The organism is Balneicella halophila (assembly GCF_003096835.1).
In the GTDB taxonomy this organism is placed as follows: domain Bacteria; phylum Bacteroidota; class Bacteroidia; order Bacteroidales; family Balneicellaceae; genus Balneicella; species Balneicella halophila.
In genome coordinates, this window is record NZ_QENZ01000003.1 from 832,579 (window position 1) to 847,054 (window position 14,476).

At 33.9% G+C, this 14,476-nt stretch carries 16 protein-coding genes, 1 tRNA gene and 2 pseudogenes; 8 read left to right on the plus strand and 11 right to left on the minus strand.

The genetic code is table 11. From position 1 onward, the window contains the following. Positions 1-3: 3 nt before the first annotated feature. Positions 4-1,488: a peptide MFS transporter gene (locus C7377_RS03680; protein WP_116495967.1), complete on the minus strand. Its 1,485-nt coding sequence runs from the start codon at positions 1,486-1,488 to the stop codon at positions 4-6. 112 nt (positions 1,489-1,600) lie between these two features. Between C7377_RS03680 and C7377_RS03685 the strand changes: the two genes are divergently transcribed. Then, positions 1,601-2,533: a bifunctional riboflavin kinase/FAD synthetase gene (locus C7377_RS03685; protein WP_116495968.1), complete on the plus strand. Its 933-nt coding sequence runs from the start codon at positions 1,601-1,603 to the stop codon at positions 2,531-2,533. Here C7377_RS03685 and C7377_RS03690 read toward each other — a convergent pair. Beyond that, the gene (locus tag C7377_RS03690) at positions 2,530-2,994 is read right to left on the minus strand and encodes a Rieske (2Fe-2S) protein (protein WP_133241455.1); all 465 of its coding nucleotides are present in this window, start codon (positions 2,992-2,994) and stop codon (positions 2,530-2,532) included. The two genes, C7377_RS03685 and C7377_RS03690, sit on opposite strands and share 4 nt — an antisense overlap. A gap of 69 nt (positions 2,995-3,063) precedes the next feature. Between C7377_RS03690 and C7377_RS03695 the strand changes: the two genes are divergently transcribed. The 4 genes from C7377_RS03695 to C7377_RS03710 all read left to right on the plus strand — a co-directional run bounded on the left by C7377_RS03695 (position 3,064) and on the right by C7377_RS03710 (position 4,591). After that, the gene (locus tag C7377_RS03695) at positions 3,064-3,477 is read left to right on the plus strand and encodes a hypothetical protein (RefSeq protein WP_116495970.1); all 414 of its coding nucleotides are present in this window, start codon (positions 3,064-3,066) and stop codon (positions 3,475-3,477) included. Positions 3,478-3,577: 100 nt separating this feature from the next. Beyond that, positions 3,578-4,060 (plus strand): transcription elongation factor GreA, encoded by a 483-nt coding sequence (greA, locus tag C7377_RS03700; protein WP_116495971.1) that lies wholly within the window; start codon positions 3,578-3,580, stop codon positions 4,058-4,060. Continuing rightward, positions 4,060-4,452 carry an HIT family protein gene (locus C7377_RS03705; RefSeq protein ID WP_116495972.1) on the plus strand — a complete coding sequence of 131 codons (393 nt, stop codon included), beginning with the start codon at positions 4,060-4,062 and terminating at the stop codon, positions 4,450-4,452. Before greA ends, C7377_RS03705 begins: the two co-directional genes overlap by 1 nt. A gap of 54 nt (positions 4,453-4,506) precedes the next feature. Continuing rightward, positions 4,507-4,591, plus strand: a tRNA-Ser gene (locus tag C7377_RS03710). A 120-nt stretch (positions 4,592-4,711) separates the two neighbouring features. Here the strand turns inward: C7377_RS03710 and C7377_RS03715 are convergent. Together C7377_RS03715 and C7377_RS03720 are read right to left on the minus strand one after the other, a co-directional pair. Continuing rightward, entirely contained in the window at positions 4,712-6,088 is a 1,377-nt protein-coding gene (locus tag C7377_RS03715) for an aldehyde dehydrogenase family protein (RefSeq protein ID WP_116495973.1), read from the minus strand. Between the two features lie 15 nt (positions 6,089-6,103). Then, positions 6,104-6,907: an SDR family oxidoreductase gene (locus tag C7377_RS03720; protein WP_116495974.1), complete on the minus strand. Its 804-nt coding sequence runs from the start codon at positions 6,905-6,907 to the stop codon at positions 6,104-6,106. Between the two features lie 158 nt (positions 6,908-7,065). On the opposite strand from C7377_RS03720, the gene C7377_RS03725 reads away from it, so the two are divergent. Together C7377_RS03725 and C7377_RS03730 are read left to right on the plus strand one after the other, a co-directional pair. Next, positions 7,066-7,614 carry an RNA polymerase sigma factor gene (locus C7377_RS03725; protein ID WP_116495975.1) on the plus strand — a complete coding sequence of 183 codons (549 nt, stop codon included), beginning with the start codon at positions 7,066-7,068 and terminating at the stop codon, positions 7,612-7,614. 84 nt (positions 7,615-7,698) lie between these two features. After that, complete coding sequence (locus tag C7377_RS03730) at positions 7,699-8,301, plus strand: YceI family protein (protein ID WP_207778398.1); 603 nt, start codon at positions 7,699-7,701, stop codon at positions 8,299-8,301. Positions 8,302-8,458: 157 nt separating this feature from the next. Here C7377_RS03730 and C7377_RS03735 read toward each other — a convergent pair. The 6 genes and pseudogenes from C7377_RS03735 to C7377_RS09500 form a co-directional block, all read right to left on the minus strand. Further along, a pseudogene (locus C7377_RS03735) lies at positions 8,459-9,409 on the minus strand (arsenic resistance protein). 2 nt (positions 9,410-9,411) lie between these two features. Further along, positions 9,412-9,969, minus strand: a complete 558-nt coding sequence (locus C7377_RS03740) for an arsenate-mycothiol transferase ArsC (RefSeq protein WP_207778399.1) — start codon at positions 9,967-9,969, stop codon at positions 9,412-9,414. A gap of 87 nt (positions 9,970-10,056) precedes the next feature. After that, the gene (locus tag C7377_RS03745) at positions 10,057-10,389 is read right to left on the minus strand and encodes an ArsR/SmtB family transcription factor (protein ID WP_116495976.1); all 333 of its coding nucleotides are present in this window, start codon (positions 10,387-10,389) and stop codon (positions 10,057-10,059) included. A 141-nt stretch (positions 10,390-10,530) separates the two neighbouring features. Next, positions 10,531-11,283, minus strand: coding sequence for an arylamine N-acetyltransferase family protein (locus C7377_RS03750; RefSeq protein WP_116495977.1), 753 nt, complete (start codon positions 11,281-11,283; stop codon positions 10,531-10,533). A 95-nt stretch (positions 11,284-11,378) separates the two neighbouring features. After that, positions 11,379-11,738, minus strand: a pseudogene (locus tag C7377_RS09495) (SDR family NAD(P)-dependent oxidoreductase); the annotation flags it as partial. Positions 11,739-11,756: 18 nt separating this feature from the next. Then, complete coding sequence (locus C7377_RS09500; RefSeq protein WP_207778401.1) at positions 11,757-11,939, minus strand: hypothetical protein; 183 nt, start codon at positions 11,937-11,939, stop codon at positions 11,757-11,759. A gap of 596 nt (positions 11,940-12,535) precedes the next feature. Here C7377_RS09500 and C7377_RS03760 point away from each other — a divergent pair. Continuing rightward, positions 12,536-13,576 (plus strand): phosphatase domain-containing protein, encoded by a 1,041-nt coding sequence (locus C7377_RS03760; protein WP_116495978.1) that lies wholly within the window; start codon positions 12,536-12,538, stop codon positions 13,574-13,576. Here the strand turns inward: C7377_RS03760 and C7377_RS03765 are convergent. Next, the gene (locus tag C7377_RS03765) at positions 13,551-14,474 is read right to left on the minus strand and encodes a mechanosensitive ion channel family protein (RefSeq protein ID WP_116495979.1); all 924 of its coding nucleotides are present in this window, start codon (positions 14,472-14,474) and stop codon (positions 13,551-13,553) included. The two genes, C7377_RS03760 and C7377_RS03765, sit on opposite strands and share 26 nt — an antisense overlap. Positions 14,475-14,476 lie beyond the last annotated feature (2 nt).

The window sequence follows — 14,476 nt, forward strand, 5'->3', positions numbered from 1 at the left end:
GTTTTATTTTACTCCGTGTAATAATTTTTTAAGTAGTGGAGATAGTACTACAGCAAATAGACCAATTCCTACTGCCCACATACCTAATTGAGTATACACATCAGTATAAGTAGCTAAACTTTCTGCTGGAGACGCAGCAACAGACTCTACACCCTCAACATGGTGACCACCTGTGAGTGTAGCAATCTTCCCTGCTAAAAAGTTTGCAGCTGCAGTTGATAGGAACCAAACTCCCATTACAGTACCTGTAAGCTTTGCAGGTGCTAGTTTCGTTACCATTGATAAACCAATCGGAGAAATGAATAATTCACCAGTTGTATGTAGCATATAAAGTAAACCTAATGTCCAAATAGGCACTTTATAATCAGGAGCAAATTGAGCACCAAGTTGTACTACTAAATATCCTAGACCTAATTGGATAATACCTAATCCAAATTTCATTGGGATATTTGGGTTCATGCCAATTTTATCCAATTTCAGCCACATCACAGAAAATAACGATCCAAAAACAATAATATAAAATGGATTAAAAAACTGTGTATTACCAGCAGTCATCTCAAATATTCCAAATATGTTTCTATCTACGTTGGTGTCAGCAAATAATGTCAATGATGTTCCTGCTTGCTCAAATAATGCCCAGAAAACAACATTAAAAAGACAAAGGATAACAAAAAGAATCATTCTGTCTAAAAGAACTTTTCCTCCCTTAACTCCTTCATAAATTAAGTAAGCAATCATACCTACGCCTGACACAGCCAGAAGGTATTGAACAATGGTATTTTGGTTTACAAGGTAGTAAATCACAGGTACCATTGCTATTGATAAGATGTAGATTAGATATTCTAAAGGAATAATTCCACCAACTTTTTTCTTCAATTTCTCAACACTTGGAGGATTAGATTGTTCACGGAAATGCTTTGACCCCGCAACAAAGATTAGGAAACCTAATAACATACCAATACCGGCAAGACCGAAACCGTATTTAAAACCATAAGTTTCACCTACATAAGAAACAATAAGTGTTGCTAAGAGGGCACCTACATTAATACCAATATAGAAAATCGTAAAACCTGAATCTCTACGTGGATCGCCATCTCGATATAGTTTTCCTACAATACTAGAAATATTTGCTTTGAAATAACCGTTACCTATAATTAAGAATCCCATACCCCAGAATAACCAGTCAGCTGTTCCTCCTAAGATCATGAATTCCCCTAGTGCCATTGCTAGTGCACCGAAAATAATAGCTTTTCGATAACCTAACCATGCATCTGCAATTCTACCTCCAAAAACTGGGGCAAGATATACTAGTGCGGTATACGAACCGTAAATAAGATACGCATCAGAATCTGCGTACAATAATTGTTTCACTAAATAAAGTGTCAAGAGAACTCTCATTCCATAATAACAAAAACGCTCCCACATCTCTGCCATAAATAGAACATAGAGTCCTTTCGGATGTCCTTCTTTTACTGTTGTTTGATTCATCGTTTTTAATTTTAAGATTGCCCAAAGATAATAAAAGAATAAAAGAATAAAATCTTTTTTTTAGTATAACTGCTTTAGAACAGTATTCTTATCTTTGTAGTAAAATAATTAGATGGAAGTACATTTCGATAACTTTAAGTTTCAGGTTTTCAGACCAGTAGTGACCATTGGTACCTTCGATGGGGTGCATGTAGGGCATCGTTCAGTAATAAAGAATTTACTAAAGGAAGCTAGTCGGGTTGAAGGTGAATCTGTAGTAATTACATTTGATCCACATCCGAGACACATTGTTGCTACAAAAGAAAGTAAAACGTTGTTACTGAACACATTAACTGAAAAGATTTATCGTTTTAGTGAGTTGGGAGTCGATCATCTTTTAATTATTTCATTTACCGAAGAATTTTCAAATTTACCCTATGAGAAGTTTTTTAAAGATATCCTGATTGACAAACTTAACATTCACACACTTTTGGTTGGGTATGATCATAAATTTGGGAAAAATAGAGGAGGAAATTTTGAAATGTTATCAAGACTGTGTGGCAAAAATAACGTGAATATAGCGCAGACGCCACAGTTGCAAATTGATGACAAAAATGTAAGCTCATCAGCAATTCGCCAGTTAATTTCCAATGGCGAAGTAGAGATAGCATCCAAAATGTTGTCTTATAACTACTCTTTAAAAGGGAAAGTTATTGACGGAGATAAAATCGGACGTACTATAGGATTTCCAACTGCTAATTTAGACCAAAACAATCCCTATAAATTATTGCCAAAAACTGGAGTTTATGCTGTGCACGTTTATCATAAATCGAAGAAATTCTATGGAATGCTTAATATAGGTACTAGGCCCAGCGTAAGTCGCCGAAATGAACGTAAAGTGGAAGTTCATATTTTTAATTTCTCTAAAAATATATATGGAGACGAGTTGCGTGTGTCTTTTATCAGAAGAATTCGTGATGAAGTAAAATTCGAAAGCCTCGAAGCACTTAAAGAACAACTGAAAAAAGACAAAAAATTTATAGAGAATTTCTTTAAGATAAATTAGTTGTAGATTCTCAAATTATTACCCGAATAAGCTGTTCTATACTCAGATAGTCCCTCCTTTGCCGGTCCTGATTGCACATTACCATCTAAGAGATTAAATTTGCTTTTGCATTTCGGACAATACACTATGAGTTTATTATTTTCTTGAATAAGGTGTTCCTCTATTTCAGAATGGTTAGAGTCATTACTCAATAAGGTACAGCTAGCATCAAATGCTCTGAATTCATTGCTGTTAATTTTTGTGACATAAATGCCGTGTCCTTTATATCCAACCTTTTGACCATTTGCACTTCCAATGTATTTTGGCTGTAACGCACTCTGTAATTCTGGAGTTGTTAAAATATTAATAGAAATATTTACTCTAATATCAGGAATAGGGTTGACTTGATTATCCTCTTTTTCACATGATAAAAAAAAGAACGCAATCGTTACTATCAAAAAAATGTTTATCTTTGTACACATAGGTAGAAAATGATTATCTTTGATAGGAGCAAAGGTAATCATTTTGCTGTATAATGTGATAGCTCATAAATGGAAGACGGATTTCAAATATTATTGTATGTTGTTGCAGGTGTTGTCTGGGTAATTAGCTCAGTAATATCCAACAAGAAGCAAAAGGCGAAGAGGACTCCTATGCGCAGTCCATCGTTGCCCACTGAAACGTCTATAGATGATTTTGAAACAATTCTGGAAGAAGATCAGGCACAGCATATTGAAGAGATTGTTGAAGAGTTTGTAGAGGAGAAGAAAGAGAAAGTAGCAAAAACGTTTTTTGATAGAGACCCTTACAAAGACAGTGTTAAGCATAAAGCGAGAAAAAAAAGATTAGCTAAATTAAAAGTGATCGTGCCTGAGGACAAAGAAGACAGCCCAGGATTGGATGTCACTGAAATAGATTGGACAAAAGCAGTTATTTATTCGGAAATACTGCGACCACGTTTCTAAAAGAACTAAGCAAGATTAAAATTTATGAATTGTATGTAACCTTTAGGTAGGAGCAATTCTTTTTTATAGAAAATAGAGAAAAAATTAAAATACAAATGTTATGAGTAGCGAAAAGAAAGCGTCATATATGACACAAGAAGGTTTGGATAACCTAAAAAAGAAGCTAAAGCATATGGTATCGGTAGAACGTCCTGAGATCTCTAAACAGATTGCAGAAGCAAGAGACAAAGGAGACCTCTCAGAAAATGCAGAATACGATGCCGCAAAGGAAGCACAGGGAATGTTAGAAGCAAGGATTGCTCATATTGAGTCACAAATCTCTAACGCTCGTATTATTGATGAATCACGTATTGATACCAATCAAGTACAAATGCTGAATAAAGTAACCATTAAGAACCAAAAAACAGGTTCTGTGATGACCTATACTTTAGTTTCAGAATCAGAGTCAAATTTTAAAGAAGGGAAGCTTTCCATTAATACACCGATTGCGAAAGGACTGATTGGTAAGAAAGTGGGTGATGTAGCTGAAGTACAAGTGCCCTCTGGCATAATCCCTTTTGAAATTATGGAAATCAGTATCTAATGGCAACGATATTTACAAAAATAATCAACGGTGAGATTCCTAGCTATAAGATAGCTGAGGATGATAAGTATTATGCGTTTTTGGATATCAATCCAATAGCAGAAGGACACGTGCTTGTAGTTCCTAAGATTGAAAATGATTATATATTTAATCTAGAAGATGAACTTCTTGGAGGTTTGATGGTTTTTGCAAAGAAAGTCGCAAAAGCAATAGACAAGAGTATCGATTGTAAGCGCGTAGGAGTAGCAGTAGTAGGCCTGGAAGTACCACATACCCATGTTCATTTAATACCCTTGCAGGGGATTGATTCATTGAGCTTTTCGAATCCAAAGTTGGATTTTACTGAAGAAGAGTTCAAAGCAATACAGAAAAAAATCACAGAAAATATTTAAGACTGTTGCAGAAATAGGATAAATTACTTACTTTTGCAACCGCAATATTACGCAGGAGAGATGGCAGAGTGGTCGAATGCGGCGGTCTTGAAAACCGTTGACGTGCAAGCGTCCGGGGGTTCGAATCCCTCTCTCTCCGCAAAAAAAATCCTTACAGAACATTAGTTGTGTAAGGATTTTTTAATTTAAGATATATAGGTGTTATAAAAATGTTTTAAATTCCTATTCACTTATCATCGTTTAGGAGGAGTACCCATCTTTACAATATTCTTTTGATATAGTTAAAATACCTAAAAGGGACGTATTTAAAAGGCATATCTATCCATGTAGGTGTATTGACAATAGATCTTCTATTGCTAAACGCTAAAAAACTCTCATACCCATGATATTTCCCAATCCCACTATAATTAACACCGCCAAATGGTAAGTTGTGATTTGTAATGTGCATCAGAGTATCATTGATACATGCTCCTCCTGATGTTGTGTTCTGTAAAACTTCTTTAGCTTTTTTGTTTTTACCAAAATAGTAAAAAGCCAGAGGTTTATTGTTTTTATTTATATAATTTGTAGCTTTATCAATATGATTAAATGTTAATACTGGTAAAATAGGACCAAAGATTTCTTCTTGCATGATTTTAAATTCAGGTTTCACATTGTCAATGATGGTTGGCGCAATAAATTTTTCTTTATAATCAATCTCACCTCCTGTATGTATGCTACCTTCAGTCATCAACTCTTTTAATCTTTCTACAGCTTTATGTGTTACAATCCGAGGGTAAAACCTACTTTCCTTAATATTATCACCATACATTTTTTTAATTTGCTTAGCTATCTTATCCAGCAATTTGTCTTTAATAGAGTGATGAGCAAATAAATAATCAGGTGCAATACATGTTTGACCTGCATTAATTAATTTTCCCCAAGCGATGCGTTTTGCTGCAATATACAAATTTGCATCAGCATCAACGATGCATGGACTTTTACCGCCTAATTCCAACACGACAGGAATTAATTGCTCAGCTGCAGCTTTCATTACCACTTTACCAACAGAAGAGCTACCTGTAAAAAACATGAAATCGAATGGCTCATGCAATAAAATAGCATTGGTGTCACGGTGACCTTGAACAATACCTATGTATTCTTCATCAAAGGTTTCTTCAATCATTTCTTGCATGACGATGGCAGTTTTGGGCGCATCAGGGGATGGTTTTAATATTGTACAGCATCCTGCACTTATAGAACCAATCAGTGGAGCTATTAATAGTTGAAAAGGATAATTCCAAGGTGCTATAATAAGTGATAGTCCCATAGGTTCGTAAAGTATCTTGCTAGTAGATGGACGAAGGTGCAATGGTGTAGAAACCTTCTCTGGCTCTGCCCAAGTTTTTAGATTTTTTAAGTGGTTGTCAATTTCATTATTTATGATACTAAATTCGGTCAAATAGGCTTCTTCCGGTGATTTGTGTAAATCTTGCCAAAGAGCATCTTCCAACTTATCTTGATAGTTTTCTACAGCCTTTTTAAGCTTGCGAAGTTGCTCTAGTCTAAAGCTGATATCTTTAGTTTTGTTCGTAGCAAAAAAGTCCTTCTGTTTTTTTACTAAATTATCTATAATATCTTTTGATGTATCTTCCATATTTATAATGATTTTCTATTTCCTTCCTGTAAAATCTTCCATCGTTTTATAAATTCCTAATACGTTATTCACTACCCAGTCAAATAAACTTGTTGGTAATATTGCTTGTCCTAAGCGTGTTAAGTTGTAGATGTAACCAGGTATTGTTACCATTTTTTTATCTTTTTCAATGGCTTTTATGATTTTATGTGCTACAGGTTCAGGTTTTAGAATTGGTATTTTTGATCTAACGCCCTCAAACATCCCTGTATCGATGTAATAAGGCATAATGGTCGTTACCTTTACGTTTTTTTTCATCTTCTCCATTTCTAGTCGTAAACTATCAGACCAACCCACCACAGACCATTTACTTGCTGCATATACAGACATTTGAGGGTTGGAAATAAGTCCTGCTGAGGAAGCAATATTGCAAATGTGTCCTGAGTTCTGTTTCATCATATCATTCAGGAACTGCTTGGTAACAAACATGGGAGCCATTGCATTTATTTCCATCGTCTTTAAGATGTTTTGAGGCGTTTGTTCATGAAAATATTTCCCAACAACTATCCCTGCATTATTGATCAAAACATCGACCACCCCAACATCTGATTTTACTTTTTTTGCAACATTCTGAACCATGTCGATTTTTGATACGTCTACTAAGTAGGTGCGTACAGCTCCAAATTGCGCCATTTCATTGTGTAGTTTGTTAATGTTATCTTGACTAATATCCCAAATAATTACGTTGGCTTTACGTTCTAACATTAAATGAACTAATATCTTTCCAATCCCAGATGCACCTCCTGTAATTAAGACATTTTTACCTTCTAAATTTTTCATTTACTGATAATTTGGCATTAGTGAATGAACCGGATTTTAAAATATATATTAATAATAATGTTTTAAAAACGGTGCAAAAACCACTCCACAAAAATGTCAAAAAATGGTTTGTATTTTTGGCACTGAAATTGAATGATTTATATAAAAGATAAAAAAAGATGAATCCTATTTTAAATAATCTAAAAACTGAAAATAATTCTGCGTTTGGGAAATTGTACCAAGATAATTTCCAAAAAATATTGAAGTTTGTCAGTAATAATAGTGGAGGCAAAGCTGATGCTGAGGATTTATTTCAAGATGCCATGATGGTTCTTATTGAAAAATTACGAAATGATAATTTCAAACTAACTGCATCTATAAATACCTATGTATATGCTATTTGCAAAAATCTCTGGCTTAAAAAATTGCGAGATAAAGACTTTGATTTGTCAATGGATACGATGAACTCTTTAGATTTTCAAAGTTCTATTAATGATTCTATTGAAGAGGAGATGAGCGACTGTGAGAAACTAAATAGCTATCGTGAGAAAATATCGAAACACTGTGATGGACTGATAGAGGATATATTTGTAAACGGAAAAGCTATAGAAGAAATTCAAAAGGAGTATGGCTACTCTACGAAGCATAGTGCTCATAATCAGACATATAAGTGTGTGGAGCAGATAAGAAGAGTAAAAGAGCAAGAAGAAAAATTGAAAAAAAATTAGTACACTGGGTGATATTTTAGGTGTTTTGGTATAAAGATATAGATAAAACAATTTGAATATTAAAAACATTAAAATTTTAAAACAATGATTTCAACAATTAAAAAAATGGTTTTAGCAGTATTTATTACTGCATTAAGTGTAGTAGCTGTGAATGCTCAAGATGCACCAAAGTGGGAAGTTGATAAGATGCACACATCTGTGGATTTCTCTATCAATCACTTCTTTTCATCAGTAACAGGAAACTTTAAGGAATTTGATGGAGCGATTTATTTCGATCCAAACAATCTTGAAGGAAGTAAGGCAGAGTTCTCTATTGCAGTAAATAGTGTAGATACTGATAATGAGAAAAGAGACAATCATTTGGCATCAGCTGATTTTTTCAATGCAGAAAAATATCCTAAGATGACATTTGTATCAACTAAGTTTGAGAAAAAAGGAACAAATGATTATTTGGTTCATGGTAAACTGACAATCAAAGATGTAACTAAAAACATCGCTCTTCCAATGAAAGTTTTGGGTACGATGACTAATCCAATGATGGAAGGTCATACATTGATGGGACTTTCTTTTGATACTACTCTTGATAGAACTGACTATGGTGTTGGTACAGGAAGTTGGGCAGCTACAGCTGTAGTAGGCGACGAAGTTAAAGTTCATATTCCTATGGAAGTAAACCGCAAGAAATAAAAGCAGATTAATTAGATAATTTATTTTAGGATTGCAAGAGGTTTAATCTTGCAAAAATGAAAAGCGATTCAAGTTCAAACTTGAATCGCTTTTTTGTTAAAATACAAGCTAGCCAGCAGGTTTTTTAAAAGAAGCAGTCCTACACTGGATGATGATATTAATTTTTAATACCTTTAAAGTACTTTTTCCGTAGCCAGAAAGAAATACGTACTAATATTATCAAAGCTGGAACTTCGACTAATGGACCTATCACTCCTGTAAATGCTTGACCAGAATTCAAACCAAAAACTGCAATGGCTACTGCGATAGCTAATTCGAAATTATTGCCTGCAGCAGTAAAAGCTACCGATGCTGTTTTATCATAGCTCGCCCCAACACCTTTGGTGACAAAAAATCCAATGACAAACATCAAGATAAAATAAATCAGTAGTGGAATAGCAATAATGATTATATCCATTGGGATTTCGACAATCATTTCACCTTTTAATTTTACTAGAATAAAACGGCTCATTATACCCATGAGAAATGGAATACCAAGATAAATTGCAACGCTTTCTGCAATAGTGCCAATTGAAATGGCCACAATTGCCCCTTCAAATCCAAAATAGGGAGGGAGTATAGTGATAAATATCTATGCATAGAAACTATATGCAAAGACCTGAAAAATACTGTTGAGTGCAACCAAGCCAGCACCATATTCACTGCTTCCATCAGCTAAGTCATTCCAAACTAATACCATGGCAATGCATCTAGCGAGTCCTATAAGAATAAGACCAACCATGTATTCAGGATAATCTCTTAAAAAAGTAATGGCTAAAATAAACATCAAAACAGGTCCCACAATCCAATTTAGAAACAATGAAATTGATAGTATTTTCGTGTTTCTGAAAACCTTAGGCAACAGGGAATAATTGACCTTGGCTAAAGGAGGATACATCATTAAAATCAATCCTATTGCCATGGGGATATTGGTTGTACCACTAGTAAAAGAATTAATAATGTTTGGGAAGGATGGTATAAAATAACCCAAGCTGATGCCAATTGCCATAGCTATGAATATCCAAAGTGTTAGGTATCTGTCTAGAAAGTTTAATTTTTTTGATTTCATTTTTATAATTTAATATTTACAAATACATATTTTAATTCTGTCGCTATTTGTTTACTTCTCTCTAGGTATTTTTCAGCTTGCTCTGGAGAGTTGTCAAATATTTTCGGGTCATCATAAGTGATAGGTATTCTTTTATCTGCTCCAACAATAAAAGGACACCCATTATCAGCTTGTGAGCAAGTCATAATAGCACAAAATTGTGATTTAGGGTTTAAGTCGGTTGTTAGCGTTTTTGAGAAACCAATTATCGGCAACTCGTTTAAAGCGTATTTCATGCTGTAGATCAGATTATCACTTTCTGAGAGTTTTTCTATTAGAAACCCTGATTTTTGTAAACTCTGAATCACTGAGGGAAATATCGCTGTTGCTTCAGTACCCGCTGAATAACAAATTATATTTTGAATTCCATAATAAAATGCCAAAGTCTGAGCCCAAACTTGTGCTAAATGACTCCTTCGGGAGTTGTGAGTGCAAATAAAAATTAATCGGATAGGTTGGTGGTCATTAATTTTTGATTGTAGGTAATCAATCAATGGTTGGAGAATCTCATTACGCTCCATAGAGATAGTCTAGATATCTAAGTCTTCTATCGTCTTACGAAGTGGTAAGATCAGTTTTGAATTAGAAGGATGCAAAGTATTCATAGTTTAGCAACATTTAGTGATATCAGTTACATCTTGATCGAGAAAGTTCAACAGCACTTTTTTGATTTCAACCCATTTAGATTTTTCGATACAGTAACATACGCTTTGTCCTTCCACATTTCCTTTTACCAATCCTAATGCTTTGAGTTCCTTAAGATGCTGTGAAATTGTTGCTTGTGCTAATCCTATTTCTTCTACTAAATCTCCACAAATACATGAATCCATTTTGAATAGGTGTTGCAAAATAGCAACTCTTGCAGGATGTCCTATAACCTTTGCAATAGATGCAATGTGGTTTTGTTCTTTAGTGAAAATCTCTGTTTTTGATAAACCCATTATTTTCTTTATTTTTATTCATTGCAATATTGCGATAAATGTGTGTAAAATCAAATTTGGAGAGTGTTTTTTTATACTGTTTAATTATGAAGTTAGAAAAGTGTATTATTAGCCAACCAAGAGAAAGATATCAGTAGTTATTTATAACTTAATTCTAAATTTCTCCCAAAGAATATTTGGAAAATCAACCGCATCTATCTCACGTGATTCTATGGTTTTACTGTTTCTTGTAAGTTTTAATGTGTTTCCGGTTAAGGTAACTCTACCATCTTTTGTTGGTAAGGAAATGAGACGTTTTCGAACAAAACTTGAGTCTGGATTTGTTTGATGATAATTACACCTATTTTCAAATTCCTCAAATTTCCTATCAATATTTTTAAAAATAAATTCAGGTGTGGATTCACCATCATTTGATTTATTGATACGCCAGTATTCATCATTATACATATCCACACTGTAGTGATTTCTACCATCGTAAATTTCATTATCTCTCGCTAAAGCTATAGGTTCGAATAAAAAGTCTCCAAAGCCTAAGTCGGTAAGATAATCTTCATCTCCAATATGGGCGATAATTGTTAAATGATCATATTCAGGACTGTAACCGGTGTTTTCAATATAAACTCGAGCTGATATTCTTTTTACATCATAACCAAGAATATTAAGAAGCTTATAAAACAATCCATTAAGTTCATAGCAAAATCCTCCTCTATTATTGGCAGCGATTTTTTCGTAAATGTGTTTGGTGTCCAATTTTATAGGAGTTTGGGTATGAACATCTAGGTTTTCGAAAGGAACAGCTAATAGATGTGCCTTTTGCAATCTTTTTAATGTTGTTAGGTTTGGTGCTAAACTTCCTTTGTAATTTATTCTATCTAAATACCTGTCAATATCCATAATTTCTAGAAGCTAAATGTAGGTATAATTTCCTTTAGACAAAAAAAGACTGTCAACAATTAAAGACAGTCTTATTTTCGCAGTACTAAATTTTATTATTTCGTTTTCTTGTCTTTGGATGCATCATTACTTGGGTTTGTTTCTTTTTGTGATGATTGCTTTTTTTCTTTTTGCGCCTTCATAATTTGTGAGAACAAACCACCGTCAACCATAATATCAGTTCCTGTTATAAATTCTGATGCATCACTTATCAAGAATCTTGAAACCTCTGCAATATCTTCAGGTACTCCATATCTTCCAGCAGGTGTCATTCGGCGCTGTGCTTCCATGGACTCAGGATGGTCTTTCCAAGCTTGCTTTACCATTGGTGAGAACACAACGCCAGGGGATATAGTTGCAATTCTCGCTCCCATATTGCCAAAACGCATTAAATTATCTTTACATAACAACAAAACGCCACGTTTTGTAAAATTCTACATAGTATCTGAGTTATTTTCCACAAAAGGCTCAACAATTGAGAAAGAATCTTTGTCGTTAGGATTGCGTAATGCATCGTCATACTTCGGGTTTGGTGGTATGGCGTGTCCCATCATAGATGCAATCAACACAACAACACTATCTTTTCTGGAAATGTCATGAAAAGTATCAATCAGCATATCAGTAGCTCGAAGGTTTATATCAAAAAGTTTTGAGATCCTTTGTAGCCCCACTGACTCCTGCGGTATGGATCACTGCTTTGAAGTTCCCCTGTCTTAATGTGAGATTTTTCAGCTCTTGAAGGGAATCTCGGTTGGTAATATCTGTAGCAAACCCTAATGCATCTATTCCTTCATTTTTTAATTCTAGTACCAATTTCTAAACAATCTCTTGTGAGTAATCAGTTACAACTAACTAGTAATCTCGCATTGCGTAGGCACAACTCCTGCCAATACCTCCAGCTGCACCTGTTATTACTACCACTTGATTTCTTCTTAATTCCATAATAATATTTTTTAAAAGTTTTTGTCTTAAAATAACAATTTACGTGTCTGTTGTGTAGCAATCTTCCATAGTCAGCTCATAAAAACACTTAACCAATTGTGTTAAAATAAATATACTAAAATTAGAGGATAGAACAAAATAAAAATTCAAATGGTTTGTCTCCTAATTTAATTTACAGATAATAAATCTTTATTCAGTAATAAATATTTTCTTTCACATCTACCCTCGTGTAAATTAACTATATTTATTGATTCAAATTAGACATTAAATTATGAGTTTGAGGAATGTTTTAACTACTATATGGAAACAAACTAAGGATATTAGCAGTGAGTGGTTTGATGATGATCCGTTGATGATTATCCCTTTTATTTCTTATGCTAATGCTAATGAAGTGGTGATAAGGGGAAGGGTTATAGAAAATGAAGGGGGGCTAGTGACTGAGGAAGATGGCTCTTTTCAAAATTTTATAAATGCTTTCAGGAGCTTTGAAACTGATGAAGCAAGAAATATAGATGTTATTATTACCTACAATGGTAATGATTATAAGACCCAAACAGATAACGAGGGCTACTTTAGTTTATCAATCAATGATACTACAATTCCTTCAACTACCACAGCGATAGAATGGAAAATTACAAATGTCTTTTTACCTGATTATCTGAATGAGAAAGGTAATCCTATTAATGATAATGTGAAAATACTTATACCACATTCTCAAAGCTCTCTAGGGATTATTACTGATATTGATGATACTGTTCTAAATTCATATGTTGATTCTTTTTTGAAACTGCGTCTAATTTATGAGACACTTTTTGAAAATGCCCATACACGAACAGCCTTCGATGGGATTGGCGACGCTTTGCAGGCACTCACAGGGAATGCTAATGGCGAATATACAAATCCTATATTTTATCTAAGTAATAGCCCTTGGAATTTATACAGTATGTTGCACTTATTCCTTAAAAAAAATAAATTACCAGAAGGCCCCATGTTTTTAAGAGACTTTGGATATAAGAGAGGAAAGGCTAAACATGAGCACATTGAACATAAAACTATTCAGATAGAATATTTGTTAAGATTTTATAAGAATCTATCATTTATATTAATTGGTGATGCTACTGAACAAGATGTGTATGTGTATCTAAAAGCTTATAAAAAATATCCCGATAGGATAAAGAAAATATTCATTAGAGCTACGAGTAAAGAATCAAAGAATCAGAAGATTAAAGATTTAATAAAAGAGAATCCTGAAGCAAATCTGAACTTAATTTATCATTCAAACGAAATTACGACTCTTTCTTTGAAAGATTAGTTTTATATTCTTCTTTCTTTACTGTTATCGGAATACTATTTTGGGAACCATAGAGTTTTATTTCGTGAATATCAGCAGGCATATTAAGCCCATTTTCTAGGACAACAGTTTTCACGCGTTTTATCACGTCACTTTTTATCTCAACCGCACTGCGTTTATAATCTTTTGTCTTCGTCCAAAAAATAACTTTTAGATTTACACTGCTAACACCCAAAGAATCAACGGCAATGAATGTTTGGTGCGTATTGGTATGCATAACCCCTGGTGTGTCAAGCACAGTTTTTAGTATAACCTCCTTCGCCATATCAATATCATCATCGTAATCGATACCAACTATAAAGTCTGAACGAGAAAAACCGTCTTCTGTATAGTTAAAAACAGCTTTCTTTATAATGTCGCTATTCGGTATATAAACATCTCTGCCATCAAATGTTTTTATTTTGGTATAGCGAAATTCCATTGCTTTCACTTTACCGAAAATATCTCCTACCATGACAGTGTCGTTTAAATTGAAAGGTCTATTAAAGGAAAGTATAACTCCAGAAATAAAATTTTCGCCAATATCTTTGAAGGCGAAACCAAGAATAACTGCACCTGCACCGGCAGCTGTGAGTAATCCTGCTGCAATACTACCCAATCCAGCGATCCGTAAAGCTAGGATTAATACTAATATGAGTATAATCAACTTAACGACCCTAGTGAGGAAATTTGTCATTAAAGGATCATGAGAGCGAAAGGCAATTGCTTTTTTGAATACTTTTGCTGTAAACCTTGCTAAAAAGGTTCCAATGATTATGATCAGTATTGCTACTAGAATCTCAGGTAATTGATCTATAAAAGTGTCCCATTCATTTTCTAGCGAATTGCTTAATTTTCCAAGTGCAGTATCAAAACTCATTC

Excerpts from the sequence above, each read along its gene's own strand:
- C7377_RS03690 (WP_133241455.1), bottom strand. The coding sequence starts at position 2,994 with ATGTGTACAAAGATAAACATTTTTTTGATAGTAACGATTGCGTTCTTT.
- C7377_RS03725 (WP_116495975.1), top strand. The coding sequence starts at position 7,066 with ATGAATCCTATTTTAAATAATCTAAAAACTGAAAATAATTCTGCGTTT.
- C7377_RS03740 (WP_207778399.1), bottom strand. The coding sequence starts at position 9,969 with ATGGAGCGTAATGAGATTCTCCAACCATTGATTGATTACCTACAATCA.
- C7377_RS03695 (WP_116495970.1), top strand. The coding sequence starts at position 3,064 with ATGGAAGACGGATTTCAAATATTATTGTATGTTGTTGCAGGTGTTGTC.
- C7377_RS03720 (WP_116495974.1), bottom strand. The coding sequence starts at position 6,907 with ATGAAAAATTTAGAAGGTAAAAATGTCTTAATTACAGGAGGTGCATCT.
- C7377_RS03705 (WP_116495972.1), top strand. The coding sequence starts at position 4,060 with ATGGCAACGATATTTACAAAAATAATCAACGGTGAGATTCCTAGCTAT.
- C7377_RS03680 (WP_116495967.1), bottom strand. The coding sequence starts at position 1,488 with ATGAATCAAACAACAGTAAAAGAAGGACATCCGAAAGGACTCTATGTT.
- C7377_RS03685 (WP_116495968.1), top strand. The coding sequence starts at position 1,601 with ATGGAAGTACATTTCGATAACTTTAAGTTTCAGGTTTTCAGACCAGTA.
- C7377_RS03745 (WP_116495976.1), bottom strand. The coding sequence starts at position 10,389 with ATGGGTTTATCAAAAACAGAGATTTTCACTAAAGAACAAAACCACATT.
- C7377_RS03730 (WP_207778398.1), top strand. The coding sequence starts at position 7,699 with ATGATTTCAACAATTAAAAAAATGGTTTTAGCAGTATTTATTACTGCA.
- C7377_RS09500 (WP_207778401.1), bottom strand. The coding sequence starts at position 11,939 with ATGCTGATTGATACTTTTCATGACATTTCCAGAAAAGATAGTGTTGTT.
- greA (WP_116495971.1), top strand. The coding sequence starts at position 3,578 with ATGAGTAGCGAAAAGAAAGCGTCATATATGACACAAGAAGGTTTGGAT.
- C7377_RS03765 (WP_116495979.1), bottom strand. The coding sequence starts at position 14,474 with ATGAGTTTTGATACTGCACTTGGAAAATTAAGCAATTCGCTAGAAAAT.
- C7377_RS03715 (WP_116495973.1), bottom strand. The coding sequence starts at position 6,088 with ATGGAAGATACATCAAAAGATATTATAGATAATTTAGTAAAAAAACAG.
- C7377_RS03760 (WP_116495978.1), top strand. The coding sequence starts at position 12,536 with ATGAGTTTGAGGAATGTTTTAACTACTATATGGAAACAAACTAAGGAT.
- C7377_RS03750 (WP_116495977.1), bottom strand. The coding sequence starts at position 11,283 with ATGGATATTGACAGGTATTTAGATAGAATAAATTACAAAGGAAGTTTA.